The sequence below is a fragment of the Kitasatospora sp. NRRL B-11411 genome (assembly GCF_000721345.1).
GTDB classification, from domain to species: domain Bacteria; phylum Actinomycetota; class Actinomycetes; order Streptomycetales; family Streptomycetaceae; genus Kitasatospora; species Kitasatospora cineracea.
Genome location: NZ_JOGH01000018.1, coordinates 70,867 through 96,866, shown reverse-complemented (window position 1 = coordinate 96,866; position 26,000 = coordinate 70,867). Strand labels below are relative to the sequence as shown.

At 69.9% G+C, this 26,000-nt stretch carries 24 protein-coding genes and 3 pseudogenes; 19 read left to right on the top strand and 8 right to left on the bottom strand.

The genetic code is table 11. The features are described from left to right. Nucleotides 1–201: 201 nt before the first annotated feature. A pseudogene (locus tag IH44_RS45335) lies at nt 202–1,074 on the top strand (transposase family protein); the annotation flags it as partial. A gap of 106 nt (nt 1,075–1,180) precedes the next feature. Here the strand turns inward: IH44_RS45335 and IH44_RS46445 are convergent. From IH44_RS46445 to IH44_RS0111900, 5 genes are all read right to left on the bottom strand, one after another. Next, nucleotides 1,181–1,357 (bottom strand): hypothetical protein, encoded by a 177-nt coding sequence (locus tag IH44_RS46445; RefSeq protein WP_157852276.1) that lies wholly within the window; start codon nt 1,355–1,357, stop codon nt 1,181–1,183. A 133-nt stretch (nt 1,358–1,490) separates the two neighbouring features. After that, complete coding sequence (locus IH44_RS0111915) at nt 1,491–2,108, bottom strand: hypothetical protein (RefSeq protein ID WP_030459456.1); 618 nt, start codon at nt 2,106–2,108, stop codon at nt 1,491–1,493. A 140-nt stretch (nt 2,109–2,248) separates the two neighbouring features. Continuing rightward, entirely contained in the window at nt 2,249–3,289 is a 1,041-nt protein-coding gene (locus IH44_RS0111910; protein ID WP_369794939.1) for an MAB_1171c family putative transporter, read from the bottom strand. Nucleotides 3,290–3,321: 32 nt separating this feature from the next. Then, a complete protein-coding gene (locus tag IH44_RS42675) occupies nt 3,322–3,894 on the bottom strand; it encodes a hypothetical protein (RefSeq protein WP_051816789.1) in 573 nt (190 codons plus the stop codon). A 245-nt stretch (nt 3,895–4,139) separates the two neighbouring features. Next, nucleotides 4,140–4,589: a helix-turn-helix transcriptional regulator gene (locus IH44_RS0111900; protein ID WP_030459453.1), complete on the bottom strand. Its 450-nt coding sequence runs from the start codon at nt 4,587–4,589 to the stop codon at nt 4,140–4,142. 584 nt (nt 4,590–5,173) lie between these two features. Between IH44_RS0111900 and IH44_RS0111895 the strand changes: the two are divergent. From IH44_RS0111895 to IH44_RS0111860, 8 genes and pseudogenes are all read left to right on the top strand, one after another. Further along, nucleotides 5,174–6,217: pseudogene (locus tag IH44_RS0111895) on the top strand (hypothetical protein); the annotation flags it as partial. After that, entirely contained in the window at nt 6,175–6,720 is a 546-nt protein-coding gene (locus IH44_RS0111890) for an ATP-binding protein (RefSeq protein ID WP_081966838.1), read from the top strand. The pseudogene IH44_RS0111895 and the gene IH44_RS0111890, both read left to right, overlap by 43 nt. Before the next feature lie 107 nt (nt 6,721–6,827). Continuing rightward, a complete protein-coding gene (locus tag IH44_RS0111885; protein ID WP_030459450.1) occupies nt 6,828–7,394 on the top strand; it encodes a WhiB family transcriptional regulator in 567 nt (188 codons plus the stop codon). Then, nucleotides 7,391–8,116, top strand: coding sequence for a DUF2637 domain-containing protein (locus tag IH44_RS49665; protein WP_051816788.1), 726 nt, complete (start codon nt 7,391–7,393; stop codon nt 8,114–8,116). Before IH44_RS0111885 ends, IH44_RS49665 begins: the two co-directional genes overlap by 4 nt. A gap of 153 nt (nt 8,117–8,269) precedes the next feature. Next, complete coding sequence (locus tag IH44_RS0111875; protein ID WP_030459449.1) at nt 8,270–8,494, top strand: hypothetical protein; 225 nt, start codon at nt 8,270–8,272, stop codon at nt 8,492–8,494. Further along, nucleotides 8,491–9,156: a MobC family plasmid mobilization relaxosome protein gene (locus IH44_RS0111870; protein WP_030459448.1), complete on the top strand. Its 666-nt coding sequence runs from the start codon at nt 8,491–8,493 to the stop codon at nt 9,154–9,156. Before IH44_RS0111875 ends, IH44_RS0111870 begins: the two co-directional genes overlap by 4 nt. Further along, nucleotides 9,156–10,913 (top strand): relaxase/mobilization nuclease domain-containing protein, encoded by a 1,758-nt coding sequence (locus IH44_RS0111865; RefSeq protein WP_030459447.1) that lies wholly within the window; start codon nt 9,156–9,158, stop codon nt 10,911–10,913. Before IH44_RS0111870 ends, IH44_RS0111865 begins: the two co-directional genes overlap by 1 nt. A gap of 76 nt (nt 10,914–10,989) precedes the next feature. After that, nucleotides 10,990–11,382: a hypothetical protein gene (locus IH44_RS0111860; RefSeq protein WP_030459446.1), complete on the top strand. Its 393-nt coding sequence runs from the start codon at nt 10,990–10,992 to the stop codon at nt 11,380–11,382. 358 nt (nt 11,383–11,740) lie between these two features. On the opposite strand, the pseudogene IH44_RS0111855 reads toward IH44_RS0111860, so the two are convergent. After that, nucleotides 11,741–11,968 (bottom strand): annotated as a pseudogene (locus IH44_RS0111855) (VOC family protein); the annotation flags it as partial. 78 nt (nt 11,969–12,046) lie between these two features. Further along, nucleotides 12,047–12,637, bottom strand: a complete 591-nt coding sequence (locus IH44_RS0111850) for a TetR/AcrR family transcriptional regulator (protein WP_030459444.1) — start codon at nt 12,635–12,637, stop codon at nt 12,047–12,049. Between the two features lie 149 nt (nt 12,638–12,786). On the opposite strand from IH44_RS0111850, the gene IH44_RS0111845 reads away from it, so the two are divergent. The 10 genes from IH44_RS0111845 to IH44_RS0111800 all read left to right on the top strand — a co-directional run bounded on the left by IH44_RS0111845 (nt 12,787) and on the right by IH44_RS0111800 (nt 25,093). Continuing rightward, the gene (locus IH44_RS0111845) at nt 12,787–14,268 is read left to right on the top strand and encodes an MFS transporter (protein WP_030459443.1); all 1,482 of its coding nucleotides are present in this window, start codon (nt 12,787–12,789) and stop codon (nt 14,266–14,268) included. Nucleotides 14,269–14,334: 66 nt separating this feature from the next. Continuing rightward, nucleotides 14,335–14,991, top strand: a complete 657-nt coding sequence (locus IH44_RS0111840) for a CatB-related O-acetyltransferase (RefSeq protein WP_030459442.1) — start codon at nt 14,335–14,337, stop codon at nt 14,989–14,991. Further along, on the top strand, nt 14,988–15,887 hold the full coding sequence (locus IH44_RS0111835) for a virginiamycin B lyase (RefSeq protein ID WP_030459441.1): 900 nt from the start codon (nt 14,988–14,990) through the stop codon (nt 15,885–15,887). Before IH44_RS0111840 ends, IH44_RS0111835 begins: the two co-directional genes overlap by 4 nt. A gap of 61 nt (nt 15,888–15,948) precedes the next feature. Further along, complete coding sequence (locus IH44_RS0111830) at nt 15,949–16,296, top strand: YciI family protein (RefSeq protein WP_030459440.1); 348 nt, start codon at nt 15,949–15,951, stop codon at nt 16,294–16,296. Nucleotides 16,297–16,669: 373 nt separating this feature from the next. Next, nucleotides 16,670–16,960: a hypothetical protein gene (locus IH44_RS0111825; RefSeq protein WP_030459439.1), complete on the top strand. Its 291-nt coding sequence runs from the start codon at nt 16,670–16,672 to the stop codon at nt 16,958–16,960. 1,181 nt (nt 16,961–18,141) lie between these two features. Beyond that, on the top strand, nt 18,142–19,410 hold the full coding sequence (locus IH44_RS0111820) for a hypothetical protein (protein WP_030459438.1): 1,269 nt from the start codon (nt 18,142–18,144) through the stop codon (nt 19,408–19,410). A gap of 238 nt (nt 19,411–19,648) precedes the next feature. After that, nucleotides 19,649–19,990: a hypothetical protein gene (locus tag IH44_RS46440; RefSeq protein ID WP_157852274.1), complete on the top strand. Its 342-nt coding sequence runs from the start codon at nt 19,649–19,651 to the stop codon at nt 19,988–19,990. Then, on the top strand, nt 19,987–20,643 hold the full coding sequence (locus IH44_RS0111810) for a hypothetical protein (RefSeq protein WP_051816786.1): 657 nt from the start codon (nt 19,987–19,989) through the stop codon (nt 20,641–20,643). The genes IH44_RS46440 and IH44_RS0111810 overlap by 4 nt, the downstream gene beginning before the upstream one ends. Further along, nucleotides 20,640–23,741, top strand: coding sequence for a hypothetical protein (locus IH44_RS42670; RefSeq protein ID WP_030459435.1), 3,102 nt, complete (start codon nt 20,640–20,642; stop codon nt 23,739–23,741). Before IH44_RS0111810 ends, IH44_RS42670 begins: the two co-directional genes overlap by 4 nt. Then, entirely contained in the window at nt 23,735–25,093 is a 1,359-nt protein-coding gene (locus tag IH44_RS0111800; RefSeq protein ID WP_030459434.1) for a hypothetical protein, read from the top strand. The genes IH44_RS42670 and IH44_RS0111800 overlap by 7 nt, the downstream gene beginning before the upstream one ends. Nucleotides 25,094–25,168: 75 nt before the next feature. Here IH44_RS0111800 and IH44_RS42665 read toward each other — a convergent pair whose 3' ends face one another. After that, nucleotides 25,169–25,837 (bottom strand): hypothetical protein, encoded by a 669-nt coding sequence (locus IH44_RS42665; protein WP_051816785.1) that lies wholly within the window; start codon nt 25,835–25,837, stop codon nt 25,169–25,171. Between the last annotated feature and the right edge of the window lie 163 nt (nt 25,838–26,000).

The following is a 26,000-nucleotide window of genomic DNA, read 5'->3' as shown; positions in this document are numbered from 1 at the left end:
AGCGAATAGACGCACTGCGCTGGTGCACCCCGCCCGGACGAGTTCCGGGCGGGGTGCACCAGCGGTGCCGATGCGGTCGGTACCAGGCCAGGAGACTGGTAGCCGGACCAAAACATCTATCGCCCGCTTAACGAGCTGGGGCGTGATTGCGGCGAGTTGGACATGGCCGCCTCGGGCGGCATGATCTTCGCCGTGTCGATCATGGTGAACCGCGCGGTCCTCGGGCATCGAATGCTGACCGGCGTCTCGCGTCGGCACTTGACAGAGCTGATCGCCGAGCTGGCGTTGCCCTGGCAGGCGGTGGTGGAGGGCCGACGGCACACGATTCGGGGTGGAGTGCGGCGCCGGGCTGCCGGTGCGGGTGCCAAGCACCGGCTGGTGTTCACCGACCGAGTGGTCGCGACGCTGATCCATCTGCGCCACGATCTCCCGCATGCGGTCCTTGGCCTGCTGTTCGGTGTGAACCGTTCCACGATCACCCGGGCCGTCGCCGAGATTCGCGGTCTGCTCGCCCGGCGCGGCTTCGCGGTCCCCAACCGCCCCAGGATCCGGCTGCGGGCCCTCGCAGACGTCTTCGCCTACGCCCAGGCCAAGGGCATGGTCCTGCGATTGGACGCCACCGAGGTCCAGGTCCGCCGCCCGGTCGGCCACCGCGGCGAGCGGCGGACCTTCGTGTCAGGTAAGTAAAAGCTGAACACCCTGAAGGCCACCGTCGTCGCTGACGAGGCGGGTCGCACCCTGTGCGCCGGCAACCTCCGCCCGGGACGCATGCACGACGCGACCGCGATCCGCGGTAAAGGCATCGACGACCTGTTCCGCCAGTTTCCGGACATCCAAATCCTGCTCGACGACGGGTATTTGGGATTTCGTCGGGATCACCCCCGCAAGGCGATCACCCCGCCGAGGAAGGCGGACAAGATCTGCCCGCCGGAAGTTCACGAAGCACGCGAACGGGCCCGACACCAGCACTCCTCTCAGGGCATCCTGGTCGAACACGCCCTCGCCGACCACAAGCGATGGAAGGGCCTGACTCGCTGGATCCACCGCCGCGACACGCTCCTGGACACCTATCAAGAGAGCCATGTACGGCCGGGCCTCGTTCCGACTCCTGCGGATCCGGGTCCTCACTCGACCGTGAGCTTCACGGAACTCCGGTCAGAGCCAAATTCAAAGAGCCCTATCAGCGGCCGGTCCGGTCGCCCTCCGGGTCGCGGCCGGTGATCACCTCGCCGGGCGCGGCGATCGGCACGTACAGGCCGCCGTCGAACAGCGCGATGAACAGGTCCATCGGGTCGGGCTCCTGCCCGCCGAAGCGGTCGAGGAGTTGGGCGAGGTGCGGATTGGACGGTGTGATCACGCACGGAGCGTAGTCGCCTCCCGGCAGGCGGCCGACCGCCAGGGGCTCGCCGGGGCAGGACCCGAAGGAGAAGGCCTGGTGGGCAGCCCCACCTCGAATGGCCCGTGGGTCGGCGCCTCGGTGCCCCGGCGGTTCAGCGCAGCAGGGCGAAGACCAAGGCCGCGATGCCGCCGAGGGCGGTGCCGGCCAGGATCTGGGTGAGGGTGTGGGCCTTGAGCACCGTGCGGGACCAGCCGATCGCGGCGGCGCCCAGCGCGGTGAGCAGCATCCAGGGGCCGAGGGCGAGCACGAGGATCATGACGGTGCCGCCGGCGACGCTGTTGTGGATGGAGATCTGCCAGCCGATCGTGACGAGGAGAGTGGAGACGAGCCCGACCAGCATGGCGACGACGAGCGCGGACACCTCGGACGGGGCGCCGAGGGCGTAGAGCAGGGTGATGCCGGTGGCGACCGAGACCAGGCTGAGCGCCATGGGCAGGATCCGCTGGCGGCGGACGCGGATGTGCTTGTCGGTGAGGCCGCCGCGCTTCACCCCGAGCAGGACGATGCCGATCGGGATGATGCCGCAGAAGAGCGCGGCCAGCAGCCCCCAGCCGAGACCCGACCAGGAACCGGTGCTGTGCCGGCCGATCAGCAGCAGGAGCACGACCACCAGGTTGGCCGGGGCGAGGACGTCCGTGATGATCTTCGCTGCCTTCTGCCGGGGCGTGCTGTCGGCGAAGGCGGGCGGGGCGGGCGGTTCGAACGTCACGGGGTGGCTCCGGCGGGGGCGGTCAGGCGCGCGAGGTGCGCGCGGGCGAAGGCGGTGGAGAGGTCGGAGAAGTAGGCGTCGGACAGGGAGAGCAGGAAAGCGATTTCGGTGTCGAGGTCCGAGCCGGAGTGCGTGGGAGCCTAGAGGCGCCCGGTCCGGGCCTGCCCGGCGACGTGGGCCTCGCGGGAGGCGCGCAGCCAGCAGGCCTCGGCGACGGCGGTTGCGGTGCGGCCGGTGAGACCCGCGTCCTCCACGTGGTCGGCCGCGCGGAGCCGCATCGGGACGGTGGCGGCGCCGTTCAGGACGAGGATCGCGTCGCGGATCTCGATCGTCCGCCGGTAGAGCCGGTCGCGGATGCCGCGCAGGTCGAGAGCATCGGCGACCGGGTGCCGTTTCGGGCCGTAGCGGACCTGCGGGACGGCGTCGCTCAGGTGCGCCCAGAGCGGGTACAGCCGGACGAGGTTGCGGTGGTGCCGGGCCGCCCGGACGACCGTCGGGACCATCGGCATCGTGCTGCCGGCCGAGACCAGCAGCAGTGGGACCAGTGCCAGCAGGCCGTTCAGCGCCTGCTCCGCCTCGGTCGGCAGCGGGTGGAACCCGAGGCGGCCGAGCAGGAGCATCGAGGCACGGTGGACCGTGTACGCGATACCGATGCCGGTGCCGAGGCAGATCAGCCGGAGTCCTCGGCGGAGCGAGCCCGGGCCGGGCCGGCGCGACCACTGCCAGGAGAGCCGGGAGGCGGTGAACATCGCCCAGCCGAAGTACGTGGTCCACGTCAGGGTGTAGGCCAGGAGCCACGGATCCCGGGGGAAGGCCGTCAGCGGGTCGATCGCCTCCTCCGGGCGGTCGGCGCTGAAGAACAGCGTGACCATGGCCGCGAGGGTGGCCATGGGGACCACGGCGCCGGGACGAAGCAGGCTGCGCCTTACAGCAGGGGTGGAACTGGCTGCCGCGCGGGAGAGGAAGGTGAGGACGCAGGCGGCTGCCGAGACTGCTGAAGCGTGCTTGAGCAGTGCCGCGAAACTGTGGACGCCGGCCGTTCTGTCGAGCCACAGGGTGGCCGGAATGTTGGCAAAGCACATTTCTACGGCGAGAACGAAGAAAGCCCCCCACAAGGCTCTCTTCTCCTTGTTCCGGAAGGCCCCCGGGGCGCGCCAGAGCGTGATCGCCCACAGGGTCATGCAGACGCTCAAGTTGATGACAGGCATATCGGCTACTCGATCAGAGCGGACAGGAGATGGTTCGCCAGCGGGTCGACCGGCCTGCTGGCGTTTTCTTCGGCCTGGTGAATGCGTTTGGCGAGAATTCCGGCAAGTCCTTCGGCTGACTGCTCGTCCTCGTGGGTGTAGCTGGTGCGGCCGAGAAGGCTGACGATCCGGTTCATCGGAAACCCGGCCCACTCCTCCACGCTGAGCACCTCGCCGATGCTGTGGCGCTGCCCCGTCCCGGCCGGCGCCTGGGCGTGGGCGTCGCTCGGCAGGCACGAATGATCCAGCAGCATGTGGCACAGCTCGTGGAGGATGATGTGGTCGCGGTGCAGGCGGCTGGTCGCGCTCTCCACGAAGATGTGGTCGGAGTTCTCCAGGGCGATCCAAGCCCCGCAGGGAGACGAGTTCGCCGCCCCTTCGTGCTCGATGGCGTGGATGTGTATTTTCCGGCCGCGCATCGCAGCGACGTTCTCGCACAGCTTCTCAATGGTGAACGGAACCGGTATTTCCAGGCCTTCCGCGACAGCGGAGTGGTCATTGAACCTGCCCGCCTGGCTTCTCCTTCGCCAGCTTCGCATATCCCTTGTCCGTTCCGGTGAGCCGCCTGCACCTCCGCAGGGGATCAAAGCATATGCATGCGAACCGGTGGTGCTGTTGCCAGTCGATCGTGCAGAGTTGCGATCCGTTGCGGAGCGTAGTGCTGTGTTCGCCGCGAGGCGGGGAGGTGGCGGCGGCTCCGCTTCTTGAACTACTTACGGTAGTGAAGTGCGTTATCGGAAATTTATCTGATCCGCTTTTAGATGATCGCCGGTGGCGCCTGGCGTCAGTCGGTCGTGCCGCTATCCAGTCCTTCCGCGGCGCGGGCGATCTCCACCATGCGGGAGATGGTCGACAGGCTCTCCTGCGACAGGCCGGAGGCCCGGAAGGCGAGACTGGCGGCCGGGCCGTCACTGATGATCTTCTGCAGGTCTTCCGGGTCGGCCGGCGTGGCCGGCGCTGGCGCCTCTTCGGGCTCGTCGTCGCCCAAGAGGTAGCTGGGGCGCACGCCGAAGCCGCCCTTGGCGAGCGCCCAGAGGGTGGTTGCCGTGGGGTTCGTCTTTCCGCCGGTGCGGAGTTTCTGGATCAGGCTCGCGCTGACCCCGGCTCCGTCGTTGGCCGCAGCCCAGGCTGCCGTCCGGTCGGCGATCTCCTTGTTGGTGAACTCGCGGCCCTCGGTCGGGTGGCGGTGGGTTGCGAAGAGGTCGTTGAGTCTCGACTGGACGGTGGCTGGCATGGGGTGCTCCGGCGGTGTGCGGTGGTGGGGCACACTCTAGTCCGTCGGTGGCCTGTCGCGGCGACTTGGGTGCGCACTTTAGTCTCCCGATTGTGCGGACTTTAGTGTACGTTGATCGCCCAGGCGGCACACCAAAGTCCGTCACTGCTGGCCAGGTGGCTAAACGGGGTGGATGAGCGAACCTCGTTCGCCCTAGGGTGCTGGTCCCGCCGCCCGCCGCGGGCGGGCCCACGGGCCGCTGCACGTACCGGCCGGAAATGGGACCGGCGTCCTGGAGCTACCAACTCCTGGACGCCGGGCCGGCGCCCTGAAGGGGCCGGTTCGCCACCACGCGCTCGGTGGGACTTCCTTGCACGAGAGACCACCGCGCGCGCTCCTACGAAGCACGGAGTATCGCATGCGCCTACCTGCGATGGAAACCGAAAACACAACGAAGACCTCCCATGGCCGGGCCGTCTTCCAGGCCGTCGCCTGCTGGGCGGCCCGCGCCCGACCCGAGACGGGCCGGACGGCTCCCCGAGCCCTCGATCTGACCAGCGGGCAGCTCGCCACCGGTACACGGACCGCCGTTCGGGGCCGCTGACATGGCGCGCATTCGATCGGTCAAGCCCGAGACCTGGGTGAGCGAGACGCTCGCCGAGGTCTCCATCCCCGCGATGGTCACCTTCCTCGGCATGACCAACCACGCCGACGACCACGGCCGTCACCGCGACAACGCCGCGATCGTCTACGGCCTGGTGTGGCCGATGCGCGAGGAGGTCACCCGCGCCGACGTCGAGGAGCACCTCCGGCAGCTCGCCGCCGCCGGGGCCGTGTGCCGCTACACCGGCTGCGACGGCCGGAAGTACTTCCACTACCCGACCTGGCGCAACCACCAGAAGATCGACAAGCCGTCGCTGTCCCGGCTGCCCGCGTGCCCGCACTGCGAGCCGGAGCGGTGCGGGGTCTGCAAGGGCCCGTGCATCCAGCGCGCCACCCTCGCGGCGGCGCCGACCACCGCATCCGAGGCGGGCCCGATGGCTCCCCGACTGTTCGACGAACCCTCGGCGAACACTCCTTCCCACCTCGACCCCCTCTCCGCACCCGCTGCGAAGCTGTCCCTGCAGGGCGGCACCGGCAGCACCACGGCCACCGCCCCGGTGGTCAGCGAGAAGCGCGAGGCCGTCGCCGCCGTCGGAAGAAGCGCAGGTCAGACGACATTCCCCGAAGCCTCCCCGAAGGTTCGGCGAAGCGTCCGGGAGCCCTCGGCGCCTGGATCTAGGATCTTGGATCCTGGATCTTCTTTCCTTACGGGGCGGCAAGCGCCCGAGCCGGAGGCGGTCTCGGCCAACCAGCTCGTCGGCGAGTACGTCGCCGCCTGCGCCCAGCGCCCGCCGGGCAGCGTGCTCGGTCACCTCGGCAGGACCGTCAAGGTGCTGCTGGCCGAGGGCATCGACGCCGAGCACGTCCGGGCCGGGCTTCGGCGCTTCGCCGAGATCCAGGGCCACCCGTCCCGGCTGCCGAGCCTGGTCAACGACGCCATGAACGCCCCGGGCGCCGGTTTGGCCCGGCCGGGATCCCCCTCTAACCTGCCCGTTCGCCAGGCGTGGACCAACCCGGTCGACGCCGCCACCGCCTACGCCGAGGAGCGGCCTGGACCCGGCAGGTCGCCGCCCAGGCCACCGCCCCGAGCACCGGGGCGCGCCGCCAGGTCACCTGCGGCCCCAGCCTGCTGATGGCCGGGGTGACCGGCGCGGGCAAGACCCACCAGGCGTACGGCGCGGTCCGCGTCCTGGTGCGGGCCGGCCTCGGCGTGCGCTGGCGCGCCACCACCGCCGCCGACCTCTACGCCGAACTCCGCCCCGGCACCGCCACCGATGCCGAGCGGGTGCTCGCCGCCTATAGTCGGGTGCCGCTGTTGATCCTCGACGACCTCGGCGCCGCCAAGACCAGCGAGTTCGTCGAAGAGCAGACCTACCGGCTGATCAACCGCCGCTACAACCACTGCCTGCCGACCCTGATCACCACCAACCTGGCGATCAAGGACCTGCGCACCTGCCTCGGTGACCGCGTCACCTCCCGGCTCGCCGAGATGACCACCAGGGTCTCCTTCGAACCGGTCGACCGCAGACGCCCCCAGCGCGCCGCCTGAACGGCCGCCGCCCCGGTCGCGCCCCCGAGCGCGCCGCCCTTCACCGACCCAGCGCACCTCTCCGCCGACGCTGCCCCGCGCGCGGAGAGCGATCGGAGCAACCCCGCATGAGCACCACGCCCACCACCCAGCGCTACCGCTCGCTCGGCGACCACACCTGGCAGGACCAGGCCGTCTGCCACCCCAGCGAGTACAACCCCGTCGACCCCGAGGCGTTCTTCCCCGGGCCGGACGAGATCGGCAAGATCGCCACGGCCCTGTCGCTGTGCGGACAGTGCCCCGTCCGCCTGGCCTGCCTCGACGCCGCCCTCGAAGGGGGCGAGACCCACGGCATCCGGGGCGGACTCACCGAGGAGCAGCGGGCACCCCTGCACGAGAACCTCGCCAAGCGCCTCGACTACGGCCGGGTCAACGCCGCCATCGCCGGACGCGACATTCACCTCACCTCCGCCGAACGCCGCGCCGTCGTCCTCGCCGGGTACCGGCACGGTGTCAGCGCCGAACGCCTGGCCCGCCTCCTCAAGATCACCGAGGACCACGCCCAGAAGCTGTACCGCGAGACCCGCCGCGCCATCCGCAACCGCGAACTGCAGCAAGCCGCCTGCGGCACCGAGCGGAAGGCCGGCACCGGCACCGGCTACCGGCGGTCGGACGACTTCGGGACGGCCGCGTGAGCACCGCCACCCCTGCGGCTGCCGCGTACGTCACCGGCTGGGACCGGATCGCCGTCATCGCCCTCGGCGCCACCGGCTTCGCCCTCTCCTACGACTCCCTCCAGCAGATGGCCACCGCCGTCCATGTTCGCGGTTTCCTCACCTACCTCTTCCCGTTCATCGTCGACGGCTTCATCGCCTACAGCATCCGCGCGCTGCTCGTGATGCGGGACGCCCCGCTGCGGGCCCGCGCCTACGTGTGGCTGCTCTTCGGCGCGGCCACCGGCACGAGCCTGTGGGCCAACGCCCTGCATGCGGTCAGGATGAACGAGCAGAGCAGCGCGACCGGGCTGCGGTTGACCGACACGGTGGTCGCGGTGCTCTCCACCATCGCCCCGCTTGCCTCGGCCGGTGCCGTCCACCTCTACATCCTCCTCGCCCGCGGACCGGCCAGCCCGGCTGACCCGGACGGCCGGACTGACCGCCCGGTCGCGCTGATCGGGAGTGCGGACAGCACCCCGGTGGCCGTCGGTGACCTCGAAGCCGGTCAGCAGGCCGCCCTTCCGGTCAGCGTCCGACCGACCGAGGTCGCTCCGGTGACCGCTTCGCTGGTCAGCCCGGTCACCGCGCTGCCGGTGACAGTCACCGAGGCCGCTGACCTGGGCGGTCAGCCGGTCAGCGATGGGCTGGTCTCGCCACCGCGATCCGCGGTCAGCAGATCCCGCTGTCCAGCGACACCCTGACCCAGCTGATGGCCCAGCTCCGCGAACAGCAGCGCAAGAACCAGCTCGTCGGCGCCGACCGGGGCTGACCGACACCGACCGGCCGGGGCTGACCGAGAAGGTCACCCCGGTCGGTCACCCACCCACCACCGCACCACTGAAGTGGAGCCCGTCATGCGCACCACCCCCGCCACCTGGACCGAGGCGGACGCCTGGCTGACCGTCCTGCACTGGCGCGGACACCTCCACCGCGTCGAAACCGGCACCGACGGGAGCCGCACCGTCCAACGGGGCCGGCACTCCCAGCCCTGGACCCTCCACCACCCGGTCCTGGCCCTCGACTGGATCGAGGACCTCGTCCGCGACGTCGAGCAGCGCGACACGGAGATGCGCCGATGACCGGCACCGACCCGAAGGCCACACCACCGCGAACGGCCAGCGACCCCAACCAGGCTCCGGGCGGAGCAAGTTGTCGCGTACGACGGTCCTACGGCCCGTCGTACGCACTTGCCCCCGCCGAGGACGGCGGGGGAAGCTCGGCTGGTCCCCGAGCGAGGGCGCGCGGGGACCTGCCGGGCGAGCAGCACCAGGGGGCGCCGCTCGAAGGAGAAGCCCCCGACCGGCCCTCCGCCCGCGACCAGCAGCAGCCGAGCGCCCCGCCGTTCCCCGAGCGCAAGCCCCGCCGCCGCAGCCGCGAGCCCCGCGAGCGCACCCACAAGACGACCACCCGACTCTCCGACAGCGAGAAAGCCGAGATCACCGCCGCCGCCGCGCAGCGCGCCGTCACCGTTGCCCGCTTCCTCGCCGCCGCCGCCCTCGCGGTCGCCCGCGGTTCGACCACCGTGCACAGCAACGACCGCCTCGACACTGCCATCGACGAACTGGCCGCCCTGCGCACCGCTCTCGCCCGGATCGGCAACAACATCAACCAGATCGCCCACCACCTCAACGCGGGCGGCCAGCCCCGCAGCGGTGAACTCGCCTATGCGACAACCGCCTTGATCCGAACCCTCGCCCACATCGACGACGCGGCCGACGCCTTGGTGAAGAAGCGGCTCTGATGATCCCCAAGATCCGACGCGGCTCCCGCACCTACGGCCTGCTCGCCTACCTCTACGGCCCCGGTAAGCGTGACGAGCACACCGACCCCCACCTGGTGGGCAGTTGGGACGGCTTCGCCCCAGACCCCGGCCGGGACGCCAGCGTCGACCCCGGCCCGAAGGCCACCATGACCCGGCTCGCGGCAGCGCTCGACCTGCGGGTCAAGCAGGCCGGCACCACTGCCCCGGCCCAGCACGTCTGGCACTGCTCGGTACGCACCGACCCAGGCGACCGCACCCTGACCGACGCGGAATGGAACACCGTCGCCCGCCGCCTGGTCCACGCCGTCAACCTAGCCCCCGAAGGCGACCCCGACGGGTGCCGCTGGGTCGCCGTGCGCCATGCCGACGACCACATCCACATTCTCGCCACCATGGTCCGAGGCGACCTCCGCCGACCCCGGATGAACTACGACTTCAAGAAGGCCCAGGCCGAATGCCGCCGTATCGAGCAGGAGATGGGGCTTCGTCGGCTCAAGCCCGGCGACGGCACCGCCGCCGCCAACCCCACCAGCGCCGAGCGCTTCAAGGCCGAGCGCACCGGCCGCGCCGAGACTCCGCGTGAAGCCCTGCGCGAAGCCGTCCGCCAAGCCCTCGCCGGAGCCGCCGACGAAGCCGAGTTCTTCGACCGGCTGCGTGAGGCTGGCCTGCGGGTGAAGCTTCGCCACGCCCCTTCTGACGACGTGCTCGGCTACAACGTCGCCCTGCCCGGCGACCGCAACCGCGACAGCGAGCCCATCTGGTTCGCCGGATCCACCCTCGCCCCCGACCTCTCCCTACCGCGCATCCGCCGCCGCCTGACCGACACCCCTGCCGACACCGCACCTCCCCGCCCCTGCACGTCCCGCACCGACCGGTCCGCTCCCGCCCGCACCCGCCGGGACGCCGCCGGCACCGCCGAGCGCGCCACCGCCCTCCTCGACGAAGGCGGCGACGAAGCCGCCGCCCAGCTCGTCGGCGCCGGCGAACTCCTCGACGCGCTCGCGCAGACCTCCCCGGCCGCCACCCGCGCCGAACTGCGTGACGCGGCAAGGGCCTTCGAGCGCGCCACCCGCTCCCACGTCCGCGCCGAGAACGCCGACATCCGGGCCCTGCGCTCGGTCGCCCGCGGAATAGTCCACGCCGGAACGGCGCTTGGACGAGGAGAGGACGGCGGCGCCACCGCGATGGTCCTGTCCACCCTCGTCCTGCTCACCCTGGCCGCCGCCCGCTGGCACTCCGCCCGCGGCCACGCCCAGCAGGCCGCAGCCTCCCGCCAGGCCGCCGAACACCTGCGCGCCGCCTACCGGCAGAGCGCCGCGACCCCGCTGCGGACGATGCGGGAGAGGGCCCAAGTGCTGCCCGAACCCGAACGCTGCCGCCACGAAGCCACCATCCGGGCCGCCCTCGGCGAACCGGACACCCGCACCGGCCACCAGGTCGTCACCACCGAGCGGTTCGACGCCCTGGCCGCCACCCTCGCCGAAGCCGAGAAGGCCGGCCACGACCCGAAGGCCCTCCTCGAAGAAGCCGTCGACCGCCGAGAGTTGGAGAGCGCCCGCAACACAGACGCCGTGCTGGTCTGGCGCATCCGCCGCCTCGCCGACCTGCCCGCCCTCCCCAGCAGCACCGGCAAGCCGAAGGCCGGCACCACCCCGACCAAGCAGGCACCCGGCCGTACGGCCGCCCGCACTGCAACCCCGACCACCGACCCCCACCGCCCGGTACCCCGACGCTGACCGGCACCCGAAACCCCTCGACACCCACTCCCACCAGGTGTTACGCAAGAACCCGCACCGCACGAACGGAGAGCCCGTGCCCAGAAACACCGAAGACCCCACCACCCCGGCCGCGCCCGCCGCGCAGCCGATCGTCGGCGACCCGCTGCTGCGGCTGGAGTACGAGACGGCCCCGCCCAGCGGACCGGAAACCACCCGCGGTCTGTGGTGCCCCCGCGCAATGGACCTGCGCGGCATGCCGGTCTACTGCACCAAGTGCCGGGCCCAGCGCGACTGGCTGCTGACCAACTACCGCCAGCACGTCTGGATCCACTGCCGCTGCGGACACAAGTGGCTGGAGCCCGAGATCACCCGCGCCGACTTCGACGCGATGATCACCGACCCGAACTGGACGCACTACCCGACCGTCCGCGAAGGCGAGATCGCACTCGGGTTCGACGGATCCTTCGCCGGGATCTACCTGGAGTAATGCGCGGTATTGCATCGATGCAACATCCGGCTTGCGCTGAGCATGGGCTGCGACTTTACCGGGGGATCGACTGAGGCCGATCCCCCGGTTGGTGTTCCTGAGCGGGACAGCCGTAACCGATGCAACGTGAACAGGGTGTTGGACCTGCCGGGCTCGGCCCATCTGGTGCTGGCCTCCGGGGTTTCCTATCTCGCCCCGGAACCGGCAGCCTTCGAGGCGATGCTGGAGGGCTCACCTGCTTCATTTGGTGGCCAACGAGGCAACCGGCCACGGGTTGCAGCGATCCCTGGGAATCGCCGGCTGACGGTGTGGTCCTCGGTGCTTGTGGTTACGAGGGCCAGCCGCCGTACGGCACGGTGAACGCCGCGTCGAACTCCTCCTCGGAGACCAGGAAGGCGTAGTGCTGGGGGGTGATGCTGTCCGCGGGGACGGTGGCGAAGTCCAGCGTGACGCCGTTGCCCAGGGCGATGGCGATGAACGGGCCCCACTCGGCGGTGATTTCGAGGTTCAGCAGGTCCGCGAAGAACTCAGCGGACTCCCGGTTGTCCCGGGCGTGGACGATCGTGTGGTTCAGGTCGACTGACAAGGAATGCCTCCGAAGGCATATCCCGGCACCTCCATGTCTCACCCAGCCGGTGACCGACACGCGATGCTGCCGTGGACCCTAGCCTTGATCCATTCCGTGGGTCAACAGCAGCCGGTCGACCAGTCCGTCGACGTACTCCGGGGCGAGCGGGACCATGCCGAACAGGACCCGGACGTACATCGGAGCCAGGACGTGGTCCAGCAGCTCGAGCGCGTCGGGCGCGTCCTCGCCGCGTTCGCGGGCACGGTCGAGTACGGACTGCAGTTGCCGGGTGCGCTCGGCGCGGAGCTCCTGGCCCGCCCGCACGCCCTGCTCGCCGCTGCCGGACAGGGCGACGGCCAGGTGCAGCACCGCCGGGCCGTCGGGTCCGGTGATCTCGCGGGCCACCTGGGCCGCGTAGGTGCGCAGGTCGCCGGCCAGGGTCCCGGTGTCGGGCATCGGTGACCGCGCGTTGAGGCGGGTGAGCGCCACGTCGGTGAGCAGGGTCTCCATGCTTCCCCACCGGCGGTAGATGCTGCTGTCCGCCACGCCCGCGCGGGCCGCGACCTCGCCGACGGTGAAGTTCCCGTAGCCGCGCTCGCCGATCAGCTCGGTGACGGCCTGGTGCACCTGGGCACCGACGCGGGCGCTGCGCCCGCCGGGGCGCCGGGCTTGCTGTCGCTCGTTCACCCCGCCACCTTAACGCAGTTGGTGGTTGCTTTTGCGACGCGGACGCCCTAGGGTCCTCTAACGCAGTTGCCGACTGCTTTAGGCGGCCGGGATGCACCGGCACCCGCGTCGCATCCGGCCGGATGCGGGCAACGATCGAAGGAGAACCCTTGACGGAAGCGCGTGCGGACACGAGCAGGCGACCGAACCGAGCCGCGCTGCTCGCGGTGACCTGCCTGGGCCAGTTCATGGTCCTGCTCGACAACACGGTGGTCGGAGCGGCGCTGCCCGACATGCAGCAGCGGCTGCACACCCAGCTGACCGGTCTGCAGTGGATCGTCGACGCGTACGTCCTGGTGGTCGCCATGCTGCTGCTGTCCGGCGGCGTCTTCGCCGATCGGTTCGGCCGCAAGCGGGTGTATCTGATCGGGGTGGCGGTGTTCACCGCCGCCTCCGTGCTGTGCAGCCTCGCGCCCTCGCTCGGCTGGCTGGTCGCCGGCCGAGTCCTCCAGGGTGCCGGGGCCGCAGCCCTGAGCCCGGCCTCGCTGGCCCTGCTCGTCTCCGCCCACCCCGTGCCGCAGGAGCGGATCAGAGCGATCGGGCTGTGGGCCGGCCTCAGCGGCATCGGCCTGGCCGTGGGTCCGGTGGCCGGCGGCGTGCTGACGGACACCTTCGGCTGGCCCGCGATCTTCCTGGTCAACCTGCCCGTCGGAGCGGTCCTGCTGCTGGTCGGCCTGCGCCACCTCGACGAGTCCCGCAACCCGGGTGCCCCCGCGATCGACGTTCCCGGCACGGTGCTCTCCGCGCTGGGTGTGGGGGCGCTGACTTACGGGCTGATCGAGGGTGGCGCCCGTGGCTGGCTGTCGCCGGTGGTCCTGGGGAGCTTTGCCGCCGCGGCGGTCCTCCTCGCCGCCTTCGTCACCGTCGAGGCGCGCGCTTCCGCTCCGATGCTGCCGCTGCGGCTGTTCCGGCAACGGCTGTTCACCGTGTCCAACACCGCGATGGGCGTGGTGGGGTTCGCGCTCATGGGCTCGACGTTCTTCTTCTCCCAGTTCTTCGTGTCGGTCCAGGGCAGCTCGGTCCTGCGCGCCGGCCTGCAGACCCTGCCCACCACCCTCGCCATGGTGCTGGTCAGCCCGTACGCGGGCCGGCTCGCCGCCCGGTTCGGCTTCCGCGCCGTGGTCACCACCGGTCTTGCCCTGGCGGGCCCGGGGCTGCTGGCGCTCGGCACAGTGCACGCCGACACCGGCTACGGGAACGTGTGGTGGCGGCTGGCAGTCGTCGGCATCGGCTTCGGACTGACCCTGTCCCCGCTGACGGGAGCTGCCATCCAGTCGGTCAGCCCGCAGGAGGGCGGCCTCGCGTCGGGCATCAGCAGCACCACCCGGCAGATCGGCGCGGTGCTCGGCGTGGCACTGCTCGGAGCCGTCGTCCGCACCCGGCAGTCCGGCGGCGCCTCCTTCGAGACCGGCCTCGACGACGCCTTCCTCGCCGCCGGCGCCGTCACCACGACCAGCGCCGTGCTCACCGCTCTGTGGCTGACCAGGTCCAAGCCCGCGGAGCCCGGACCCGCGGCCCCGCAGCACTTCGCTGATCCCCATCCCGATGCGCTCACCGCTTCGGACGAGGCGTCAGCCAGCAGCCCGAACTAGACCGAAACCGTTCTCCGGCCCGCTCCCGCTACCCCCGAGTCACACCCTTCCCCAAGGAGAACCACCTTGTCGCCCGATCCGACCGTCCTCCACCCGCTGCCCGCGCACGACCGGGTGGTGTTCCTCAAGCCCCTCGTCACCTCTCCGACCATCGACATCGGCGAGTACACGTACTACGACGACCCGGACAGCGCCACGGAGTTCGAGCACCGCAACGTCCTCTACGCCTACGGCCCCGAGCGCCTGGTCATCGGCAAGTACTGCGCGATCGCCACGGGGACCCGTTTCCTGATGGCCGGTGCCGAACACCCGATGACGGGCGTGTCCACCTACCCGTTCACCATGTTCGGCGGCCGGTGGGCCGAGGAGACCCTGGACATCGTCACCGCCATGCCCAGCCGCGGTGACACGGTCGTCGGCAACGACGTCTGGTTCGGCTACCGGGTCACCGTCATGCCCGGCGTGCGTATCGGGGACGGCGCGATCATCGCGGCCGGAGCGGTCGTCACCGCCGACGTCCCGCCGTACACGATCGTCGGCGGCAACCCGGCCCGAACGATCCGCCGGCGCTTCGACGACGCCGACGTCGAGCGGCTGCGCCGCGCCGCCTGGTGGGACTGGCCCGCAGACCTCGTCACCGAACACGCCCGCACCATCATGGCCGGAACCCCGGCCGACATCGCCCGCATCGCCGCCGAGCACGGACTGGAGAAGCCCCTATGACCCGTGTGACCATCCAAGAGCACCCGGTGGCCGACTCCACGGCGGGGCCGTACGCCCTCACCACCGGGCCGGACGGCGCCCTGTGGTTCACCCTGGTCCACAGCGGCCGGATCGGTCGGCTCGTCCCCGGCGAGGAACCGACGAGCCACCGGCTCAATCCCGCCTGCGGACCGACCGTCATCACTCCCGGCCCGGACGGCGCCCTGTGGTTCACCGAGTACCGGGCGAACCGGATCGGACGGATCACCACCGACGGCGCCGTCGACGAGTTCGACCTGCCCACCCCCGGCTGCGGACCCTTCGGCATCGCGGCGGGACCGGACGGCGCGCTCTGGTTCACCGAGACCGCCGCCGACCGCATCGGCCGCATCACGGTCGACGGCGCCGTCACCGAGTTCCCGCTCCCCCTGACCGGCGCGTTCCCGTCCGCGATCACCGCCGGCAGCGACGGCGGGATGTGGTTCACCCTCAACCAGGCCAACGCCATCGGCCGGATCGACCCGGACGGCGCCGCCACCCTCCACCCGCTTCCGACCGAGGCGGCGGCGCCGGTGGGGATCGCCGCGAGCCACGACGGGGCGCTGTGGTTCGTCGAGATCGCCGCCGGCCAGATCGGCCGGATCACCCCGGACGGGAAGATCACCGAGTTCCCGCTGCCCGACCGCACCGCCCGCCCGCACGCCATCACCGTCGACGGACAGGGCACCGCCTGGTTCACCGAATGGGGCGGCAACCGCATCGGCACCATCACCTCCGACGGCACCATCACGACGTACGACCTGCCCACCCCCCAGTCCGAACCCCACGGCATCACCATCGGCCCCGACGGCACGCCGTGGACCGCGCTCGAGATCGGCGCGCTCGCCCGCATCGCCCCGGTCGGCGAAACCGCCTGAACCGGCCCCTGTCCCGCACCGTCAGCAGTGGTCGCCCGTACGGCGGCCGGAGGAGAAACCCGTGAAGTACGCACTCGTGATCTTCGAGACGGACGAGTCCCGCCGCCTGATCCAGGCCGACCGGGCCGCCTACCGCAAGGAGTACGAAGGCTGGATCGGCGCCCTCGCCGCAGCCGGGAAACTGGTCGGCGGCGAGGCCCTGGAGACCGAGCACACCACCCCCGCGACGGTGCGCACGACGGCCGACGGGACGACGGCAGTCACCGACGGGCCTGCGCACACCGGCGAGGAGACCCTCGGCGGCTGGTTCATCGTCGAGGTCACCGACCGGGCTGAGGCCCTCGAACTGGCCAGCAGCCTGCCCACCCCGGAGACCGTCGAGGTCCGCCCGATCCTCGAATCCGCCTGAACAACACGGCGCCGCGACAGACATCTCAGGACGCGAAGACGTCAAGTCGGCTGAAGCGGGGGCGCGAGAGAAGCCAACCGGCGCAATTAGGAAAAACCGATGACTTCAGTGCACGCCCGTGTGCCTCGCCCTGTCAGTCGTTTGATGTGTTCTCCCAGGCCAGAAGGGAGAGTTACTGGGCGAACCACCTTTGCGGATCAAGAGAATCGGAGTTCGTCATGACCACACCTCCGCCCGCCCAGACCGGGGCTGCCAACCGCTGGACCCAGACCGGGCCGCTCGACTTCGCGCACGCCCTCGGCGGAGCCGACCACGCCTACGAGCAGATCACCGAGGTCTCGCGACCCTCACGATCGCCATCGCCGGCGACTGGGTGGTCTTCTACAACGCCCGCCCCTACCTCTCCCTGCCGGGCAGCGGACAGCTGTCGACCACCACAGCGGTGTTCAAGAACGGCACGCTGATCCCCGGCAGCGAGGCCATCACGGAGATCCGGGACTTCGACCAGTCCGGCCAGGACACTGCCGGGCAGACGTTCATGCACACGTTCTCCTCCGGCGACACCCTGACGCTCCACGCCTACCGCATCGGACAGAGCGGAACGGCGAAGATCTTCAGCAACCCCGACGGACGCACCCACATCATGGCGCGCCTGGCGTTCTGAGCGCCGACGTCCAGGGGTGAGGCGGCGCGTGCCGCTCGACCCGACTCCCCCTGGATGAGCCCCTGGGGTGCCCGCTCAGCGAGCCGGGCACTCCAGGCCCATGCGGGCCCGGCGCGACGGTGTCAGGCTGCCAGTGGAGGCGCGGTAGTACCGATGGCCGCGAAGGCGTGATGCTCATCGAAGGCCACGCGGCTGTGGAGACAGACATCTCAGGGTGTCAGGGCGTCAAGACAGTTGGGACAGGAAGGGCCCCGTGGTCAGCTGCGAGAGGGCTGGGGTGTGCTGGTGGGTCAGCAGTACCACCAGGTGCCGGGGGCGAGGACGGTTACCCTCAAGGTAGCTCTTGCACTTGGAGGCAGCGAGCGCCAGCGCCTGCCTGCAGCCTGGGCGCTTGCGGTGCGTCACCCCGCTTCGTTGAACGGCAACGTAGCAGGTCAGAGGTGTACACATTGGCGAATGGATGCCGTCTGCGGATCTTCCACGAGGAGGCTGGCGTTCCCGTTGCTGGGGGAGAAGACGGGTGGGTGCCACTGCGGCGGGGTTCGAAGGATGGGTCCAGACTGGTTTGTGTCTGCGTGGCACCGCGTTCGGGTTCTCTGCCAGGCCGCCCCACCGTCCTCGCTGATCGAGGGGCAGCTGGTCTTGCTTGAGTTCGGTGAGCGTGTCAGCTGACCGCGTGATCCAGGAAGCGATCCAGCTAGGATGCCTATGCCTTTATGGACGGGCTCGGCAGTTCCCGTGAAGGGGGACAGCATGGTGGCGGGCGGTGTGGGTGAAACTTTCCAGCGCATGGTACGTATTTGGGCACGGGCCTGAGTGGATGGTAGCTAGACGATACTTTCGGTATTGCGGCAGTCCGCCTGGCGTCCATGAGGCGCGAGACCAACGGCCACTGATTTTCCACGGTTTCCGGGCGGAGCCGAGATAAAACGATCACTCCTTGCCGGGGTGCGGCTGCAGCGGTAACTGGTAGTAGTTCAGGGGAAACGGGGTTTCGAATCGATGAGTGCCGGGAGACCGGTTGATGCCAGAAGTCGTGAAGAGGGTGCCATCTGTGGTCGTCAGGCTGCCGTAGAAGTTCTGTGGGCGGATAATTGATTCATTCGTTTCACGAACGCGGGGAAGTGTCGGATGTGAACGCGAACCCGTCCCCAGGTCGCCTACCTCCGGGATCGGACGAGTTGTCAGAGAGCCTCAGCCCGCGGCAGCAGGCTTTGAACGTACGTGCGTTCAGTGCGGTGGTTGCCAAGTTCCGGGAGGCGCTCCTCGAAGGCCCGGAAGCGTTGGCGGTGGCCCGAGACATCGTCGCTGCCTTCGCCGAGAGCGGGGCATCAGGCGGGCCGACCAGGAGTGACGTGTGGAGGTTGATCGGTGAACGGTACTCACCGCAGTACGGCGAGGACTTCTTCGATGCGCGGTGGGCCGTTTTCGAACACTACGGTGCGATCCAGCCCTACCTCGCGAAGAAGCACCAGCAGCGTTATGCACTCCATCCGGCGGTCGGACCGGCGATCCTGGTCCACGAACGGTTGCGCCGGCACCGGGGGATCGACGAGTTGGCGGCGCTGCTCGACGAGACCCGGACGCTGCTGAGCCGACGCACCCGCGACCGCGCGGTCATCGAAGCCAACCTCTCGTACTGTCGGCAGATGATCAGCCTCTACGCGATCCACCTGGAACGGCTGGTCGCCGACGCAGGTATCAGGGAACTGGCGGAGGAGCAGCGCGAGCACAACCACCCGGGTCTGAGCGAGAAGGTGGAGTTCCTCAACAGGGAGGTCTCCGACCATTTCCCGAACGATCACGCCCTCGACCACCAGGCCATGGCGCTGCTGAACGCCGAACAGCGCTACCAGCGGGCACTGTCGGCCGCGGCCCAGCGGATCGTCGAACAGGGCGGAAGGAGCCTCGACTTCGCCGTGCTCAGCGTGGAGGAGTACCTTGAGGCCGCCCGCCACGCCCCGCTGGCTCTCCTCGGCGGGTTCGGCGCCGACCTGGTGGCGGATACGCCGACCGTGTGGATCGACGCGGGCACGCTGATGAAGACGGTCGGGGAGTTCGCTCCCTACACCAGGGTTCGCCGTCGGCCTGCCATGCCGCGGATCACGCCGGAACGCGACCCGCTGCAACGGCTCGGCGAGGCCCGGGTCCGTGAACGCAGCCGCCAGGACCACCTCGCGGAGCGGCTGCTGGTTGAAGGTGACCGCGCGGACCTCACCGAGGAACTGCGGAACTCCCGCTGGCCGGCCGCCGCCCGCCTGCTCGCGGATCTGATCGGGTTGGACGCGGACCCGTACGCCCCGTACCGGCTGGAGATCGGCATCAGCCTGATCGTCGACCGCGTCGGATGGGTCACCTACCTCCACCCCGTCTACCTGCACCGGCAGGAAGCCGACGCAGCGCAGCACCTACGAGACCGTGGGCGCGAGGAACATCATGAAGCCCGTTGACCCCGCTTACCTCCTGGCCTCCGCCCGCGCCCGAGGGCTGATTGACATCCGCGAGTTGTCGGCCCGGACCGTGGAGAACGTACGGAGCAGGGCTCTCACCTGCGGTCGGCGCCTCGTGGACTGCTCCGGACCCATTCCGCCGCCTGCCCTCACCTCCGGCAGGCCGGGGGAGATCCGCCGGGCCCTGACCTTGGGATGGTCCGTCCCCCCGGTACCGGAGGAGACGGCTGCCTACTTCGTGCGGAGGCTGAGCCCGACCCAGTCGCTCACCTTCGCCATGTGCCTCGCGGTCGCCTGGCGCGACGTGCGCCTGCCGCCGTACCCCGGCGAACCGTTCGACCGGGCAGAGATCATCGACGCCCTGGTCGACATCGGCGCCGACTCCAAATCGGTCAAGGACGCCCTCGACACCGAACTGCCCCTCCTGCTGCTCGTCCACAGGGATGGCGCCCGGCTCAGACTGGGAGCCGCGGTCGCCGCTCTGCCCGACACCTTCACCGAGGCCGTGCGCCGGATGCACGACCGCCTGCCCCGCCCGCCCGAGGACAGCAGGCAGCCCACGGAGGAGAGCGAACCATGACCGAGATCCTCTCCGACCGGGAAGAGACCCTTGTCAAAGCAGCCATCGCAGCCCTGGAAACAGCCGACGGTCCCGTCCCCGCAGAAGCACTTCCCGCCCTTGCCGACGACGCGCTGCGCGCCGTGGTCGCCCGCCGCCTCAAGAGCGCCGGACGTACCCTCCTCGTCCGCGAGTACCATGCCGTGTCCGGGTACATCAGCGGTTACGACGACACCGTGGCCGAGGCACTTGCCGCCGACGGAATCGGCACCCTCCCGGAAATCGACCGCGCCGTGCTGGCCATCGTCCTGCTGCGCACCGTCGCGATCCCCCGGGCCGGAGGCAAGCACCGATCCACCTCCTGGCTCAGCGACGGCCCCGGCACGTCCATCACGGAAATCCATACGAACACCGACGACGACCTCACCTACACACTGATCCGCCCTGCCGTTCGGCGGCTCAAGGCCAGACGGCTGCTGCGTACCGGGCACCTCGGGCAGATCCTTCCCGGCCCGGCCCTGCTGCGGCTGACCGATGCCCAGTCGGCCCGCCTGTGGGAGGACCTGGTCCTCGTCACCCTTCCCGACTCCCTGCTGGCCGACGTCATCCGCCGCCAGCGCGAGCAGCAGGGGACAGCGCCTGTGTCCCGGCCTGCCGAGGAGCTCCAACCATGACCACTCAAGAGCCCACCAGCACCCGGGAGATCGACCTCGGGATCATCGGGGACCGCCAGTTGATCGCGGTGCAGACCTTCGACATCGCCCGCCACCCTTCGGCTCCCGTCGTCATCGTGCCCGGATCGTTCGTCGCGGTGACCGGCAAAGGACCCGAGGACTCCAACGAGTCCGGCAAGACCAGCTGGCTCGCGTCCGTCGCACTCCTGCTCGGCGACCCCGAATGGCGCATGTACGGCGCGGGACCGGCCGCCGTCGCACAGATGCTGTTCGAACCCGACACGGCCGGCGTTGCCGCACAGAGGTACCCGGCGGCCACCTACGGCTTCATCGCCGGAGTCTTCGCCGACCCGGACGACGTCCTGGAGAGCGCCCACACCGTCTGGATGCGGATCTCCGCCACCGCCCCCTACGTCCAGGTCCGCCACGCACCCGGCTTCCACCTGGCAACCTCCGACGACGAAGAAGAACGCCACCGGGCCGCAGCCACGATCTTCAAATCCCTTCCGGGGCCCGCGCTCGGAGCCGTCCAGTACGCCGAACGCCTCTACGGGCCGGTCCCGCGGTGCCTCGCCTTCCTCACCTCACGGGGCAAGCGCCGAGGCGGCCCCTCGCTGCTCAAACTGGAGACCGGGCTGTTCACCCCCGCAGGCATCGGCGCAGCGCTGATCGACCTGACCGGTAGGGCCCACCTGCTCGAAACCGACGAGAACGTGCGCCGCGACCTCGCCCATCAGATGACCGAACTCGCCGACCGGAAAGCCGAGAACGAGAACGCCCTCCTCGAAGAGGAACGAACCCTGTACGCCGTCGAACAGCGGGACAAGGCGCGCGCCAACCTGGCCCAGGCCAAAAAGTTCTGGGCACTGCACTACGCCCGCGGCCTGCTCGACGTCCTTGCCAGAGAGGACCAGCTCTCGGAGGAGAAGGCCGACCTCCAGGCGCCGATCGAGGACGCGGAGCGCGCCGTCGCGCAGGCGGAAGCCGAACTGGAAGCGGTACGCGACAGCCGGAAGGTCGAGGCGGAGCACAACACGGCCTCGGCGGAGAAACAGACCGCGGACAGCCTGCTGGAACAGGCCCGAGACAGGACGGTGGAGCTGAGAAACGACATCGCCCGCGCGGGAGAGAGCATCCAGGAGGAGGGACGTCGAGCAGCCGGAGCCCACGGAACCCTGACCGACGCCCTCCACGCCGCAGGCGAAGCACGCCGGAGCGCCCTCGCCGCCGAAGCCGCGCACACCGCCGCGCAGGCCGCCCACGCCAAGGCCCTCCAGGACGTCGCGCAGGCCGAACAAGGACACTACGGCCGCGCCGGCCGCACCGTGGAGATCCTCGCCGCCGCAGGCATCGAAGCCGTCGGCCTCCTGGACGGCCTCGACCTGCCTGCCAACCAGCGCACCCGCTGGGAAGCACGCCTCGCCCTCTACCAGGACGCGGTGTGCATCGACGAGGACCAAGCGGACCCGGCTGCCCGAGCCCTTGCCGAACTGCCCGGAGCGGTACTGGTTCTCCGCCGCCACAACCGAGCAGTACGCACCCCGGCGTTCGCACCGCCCGCCCTGCGGCCCTTCCTCCACGCCTTGGCCGAACGCCTCCGCAGCACCGCGGACCCGGCGACCGCCCTCGACGACGAGACCGGCCTGCAGATCGTCGGAGGATTCCCCGAGCCCATCACAGGCCGAGACGCCCTAATCGAACGCCTGCGCCACGAAGCGGACGAGACCGCGGAAACCCTCCGAACAGCAGAAGAGGCCGCGCAGCTGGCCCACACGGCCCAGAGCGACGCGGACCTCCTCGTCGACAGGCTCCAACACGCCGAGCGGGCCGTCGAACTCCGCGGAAAGCGCCAAACGCTGGAAGACGAACTCATTGGTGCCGAAGCACAGTTGCAGCAGCGGACAGACTCCCTGCACAAGGCCGAACAACGCCTGCGCGAAGCCTACGTGAAGCAACAGACCCTCGGACTGCAACGCCAGAGCGCGGAACACCGCTTGGACGCCGCCCGCCAACAGCAAACGGCAGCCAGGAAACAGTCGGACGAAGCCGACCGCCAACTCGCCGCTCTGAACACCCCGTACTGGCTGGAACGGGCCGGAAGCCGCGAGCAAGCCCTCACCGCACTCCGCTGGCCCTCGGACGGAGAAGAACCGGACCCAGGCACACCGCCACCGGACCGCCGGAGCGAGATCTCACTCCGCGAACAAGCCGGCCGCTACCTCTCACAAGCCGTGGCCGACCTCGGCATCGACTCCATCACCGGCGCCAACGCCCCCACCCCCGCCATCGCGAACGCCGTCCAACTGCGCGCCAACCAGAGCGGAGACGAAGGCACCCGCCAATTCCAGGGAGCCGACGCCTTCGAAGCACCCGCGAACGCCGTCCAGGACTGGCTCGACACCCGGGCCGACGCCGACCGCGGAACCCGGACCCGCATCACCGCCAACCGGGAGGAACGCGAACTCGGCCTCGCCGCAGGCCAGCGCATCGTGAACGAACTCCAACAGAGCGTCCACGCCATGCAGGACAGCATCACGCTGCGACTCGACCAGGCCCTGCAGGACATCGAGAACGCACTCGACCACCTCAACCGCGCCGCCGGCCTCTACGGCGCCGAACTGCGCCGCACCATCACCCCACCGCAGTCGCTGTCCGACCTGTGGCGCTGCGAGATCGTCCCCCACTGGCGACGGACCCCCACCGGCCACATGCTCCCGTACGACAACATCACCAACGCCGCACAGGAGAAGCTGTTCTCCATCCACCTCGTCCTCGCCGCGCTCCTCGCCTCCCCCCACCCCCGCGGCCGACTCCTCGTCCTGGACGAACTCGGCGACGCACTGGGCTACCACCACCGCAGGGAAGTCCTGTCCGCCGTATCCGAAACCGCCCAGGAGCACGGCATCACCGTCCTGGGAACCTGCCAGGAGACGCTGATGGACGACGCTGCGGACTTCTGCGGCGGCATCCTCTACTTCCACTACCCCAGCCACGCGGAAGCCCTCAACACCGCCACCCGCATGTTCGGCCACGACGACAACCACGAGCGGGTCGAGATCACCCTCGAAGCCCTCATGGCAGGACGTACCTGGTGGTGACCACCCCCTCCGGTCAACCCCACCACGGCCCTGCCGTTTACCTGGCAGGCACCCCGGCCGGACTGACCGCGCACTTCGTCCAACGCACCAGGCGCCAGGACGACGGGACCCTGCGCACCGTGCGGACCAGGAACAACCGACTGCGGGACAACCATGTCGACCTCCTGCCAAGCACAGCACCGGACCCCGCTGCGCTCGACCACGTTCTCTTCGCCCGCCGACCAGGCGACCACAGCTTCGTTCTCGGCGCCTCGAAACGCACATGGCCCGCCGTCAGAGCACGCTTCGGGAACGAGGCGTGGCCCCTCGCGGTCGAACTCGTACGAGCCGGCACCATCGTCCTGCGCTGCGAGGTCACCGACGACCTCTCCCTCGGCTCCCCGACCGGCTGGGCCCTCACCGCCGCAGGCCGCGCCCAGGCACAAGCCCACCGCGAAGTCCGCGACGAACAGACGGCGCAGCACGTTCGCGCGCTCCAGCAGGCCCGCGATGCCATCGCCGATCTTCGACGACTGCCCAACAGCGCCGTCGAAGAGGACCTCCGACAACTCGACGAAGCGCTCGCCCGAGAGCTGGAACGGCCCACCCCTGCCCGCAGGCGCATCGCGCTTCTCACCGCGCTGGCGAACGACCTGCACCAAGGAACCCGCCACACCAGCACCCGGGCGTTCTCCCTCGCCCACACCCGCAACTCCAAGACCTGGGACGACGCGGCCCAGGTGCTGCGCGAAGCGGGCGTCCCCACCGCCCTCGCCGAAGCCGTCGGACTGCGGGGCCGCAGCCGTATAGGCATCGGCGGCCTTGTCACGGCGATGCCAGCAGGCCGAAGCTGCCACCTTGACGGCCTCGGAATCGTCCTCATCCCGGCCACAACCGACGACCTCCACCTCCGGCTGCGCAGCGACACCCTCGTGGTGGTCGAGAACCTGCAAGCCGCAGACGCCGTTTACGAGATGTTCGACACGAACCCGCAACCGCTCGGGATCGTGTACCACGCCGGAATGCCGAGCCACGACATCCGCCGCCACATAGCCGAACTCGCCGAGCAGGCAAAAACCGTTGTCATCGCCCCCGACGCCGACCTCGGAGGAGTCCGGATCGCGACCGCCATCTGGAACTCACTGACACCGCAGGCTCGCAGACGGACCACCATCTGCGACGTCGGGCTGACGCTGACCCACACACCGCAGAAGCCGTGGGAACCCGACAGCCCGGTCTGGAAAGATCTCCAGACCTTGCTCGCTGGCCCCGCTGCGGAACTTGCCGCCGGATGCCTGCACCGCGGCTACCCGGTCGAACAGGAGGGCTGCATCACCGAGGCTGTCCTGACGCTCCTTGGAACGGATGATTGATTCCACCACGCCCCCAGGCCCTGGGGCCTGACACCCCTGTGCCCCTTTCGGGCAGGTGGTTGACCGCATAGACCCCTATGAGGCAGGCCGGGCGCGACTCATCCTCTCAGCGCCGACCCTAAGGTTCGAGAAGGATCGGGGAGTAGCGCCATTGAACCAGTGCCCGTTCGGACAGTAGTGCGAGAACTCCCTGAATCCCTCCTCGCCCTCCATCTCCTTCGTCCAGTCGTCGGCGTCAGACCACTGGTCGTCTGTCGGGCAGTACCACTGTTCCGGGCCCAGCTGGCTGGGTGTCGTCACAGCCTGTCCGGCGGGCCGGGCCGTCCTCGGCTCGCGTCGCACGTCGTACGCGATGCGCGTTCGGCCCTCGTGCCCAACGGCGATCTCTCCAAGGTCTTTCCAGCCCTCAAGCCACCTTCCCCCGCCATGGGATCGGCCCAGGCAGGAGCACGCACAATCGTCTCCCTGCGCATTCCTGCAGGACTCGGTGCAGACCATCTTCGGGTTGTACTCGATCATGACCCTGACCGTGCCGTACTTGTCGGCCATCGCACGGACAAGATCGGCGAAGTTGGCTTTGGCCACCCGCCAACAACGCGCCTCCGAGTCCCAGTCGGGCCGGATCTCCTTGCCCGGGATTGCCGACTTGAGCCACTTGCGGTTCTCGCGGAACGTTTTGGAAGGGAGGCCGACTTCAAGGCGGGGATCGTCAATCGTCCGAACGACTCGGATGATCTTCGGCATATGGCACCTCCACGTGGCGTCCCATCCGCTCGGCGCCCCTTCGGGCTTTCCGTCGGACGACCGGGACATGGGTCCGGTATCAGAGCAGATTGTCCAGGGCAGCCATGCCCTCCACCACTGGCAACCGGCCAGCCGCCTCTACCTCGCAGGCCGACCGCGCCGA

Excerpts from the sequence above, each read along its gene's own strand:
- IH44_RS42670 (WP_030459435.1), top strand. The coding sequence starts at position 20,640 with ATGACCACTCAAGAGCCCACCAGCACCCGGGAGATCGACCTCGGGATC.
- IH44_RS0111910 (WP_369794939.1), bottom strand. The coding sequence starts at position 3,289 with ATGACCCTGTGGGCGATCACGCTCTGGCGCGCCCCGGGGGCCTTCCGG.
- IH44_RS0111835 (WP_030459441.1), top strand. The coding sequence starts at position 14,988 with ATGACCCGTGTGACCATCCAAGAGCACCCGGTGGCCGACTCCACGGCG.
- IH44_RS0111865 (WP_030459447.1), top strand. The coding sequence starts at position 9,156 with ATGATCCCCAAGATCCGACGCGGCTCCCGCACCTACGGCCTGCTCGCC.
- IH44_RS0111870 (WP_030459448.1), top strand. The coding sequence starts at position 8,491 with ATGACCGGCACCGACCCGAAGGCCACACCACCGCGAACGGCCAGCGAC.
- IH44_RS42665 (WP_051816785.1), bottom strand. The coding sequence starts at position 25,837 with ATGCCGAAGATCATCCGAGTCGTTCGGACGATTGACGATCCCCGCCTT.
- IH44_RS0111900 (WP_030459453.1), bottom strand. The coding sequence starts at position 4,589 with ATGCCAGCCACCGTCCAGTCGAGACTCAACGACCTCTTCGCAACCCAC.
- IH44_RS42675 (WP_051816789.1), bottom strand. The coding sequence starts at position 3,894 with ATGCGAAGCTGGCGAAGGAGAAGCCAGGCGGGCAGGTTCAATGACCAC.
- IH44_RS0111875 (WP_030459449.1), top strand. The coding sequence starts at position 8,270 with ATGCGCACCACCCCCGCCACCTGGACCGAGGCGGACGCCTGGCTGACC.
- IH44_RS0111810 (WP_051816786.1), top strand. The coding sequence starts at position 19,987 with ATGACCGAGATCCTCTCCGACCGGGAAGAGACCCTTGTCAAAGCAGCC.
- IH44_RS0111885 (WP_030459450.1), top strand. The coding sequence starts at position 6,828 with ATGAGCACCACGCCCACCACCCAGCGCTACCGCTCGCTCGGCGACCAC.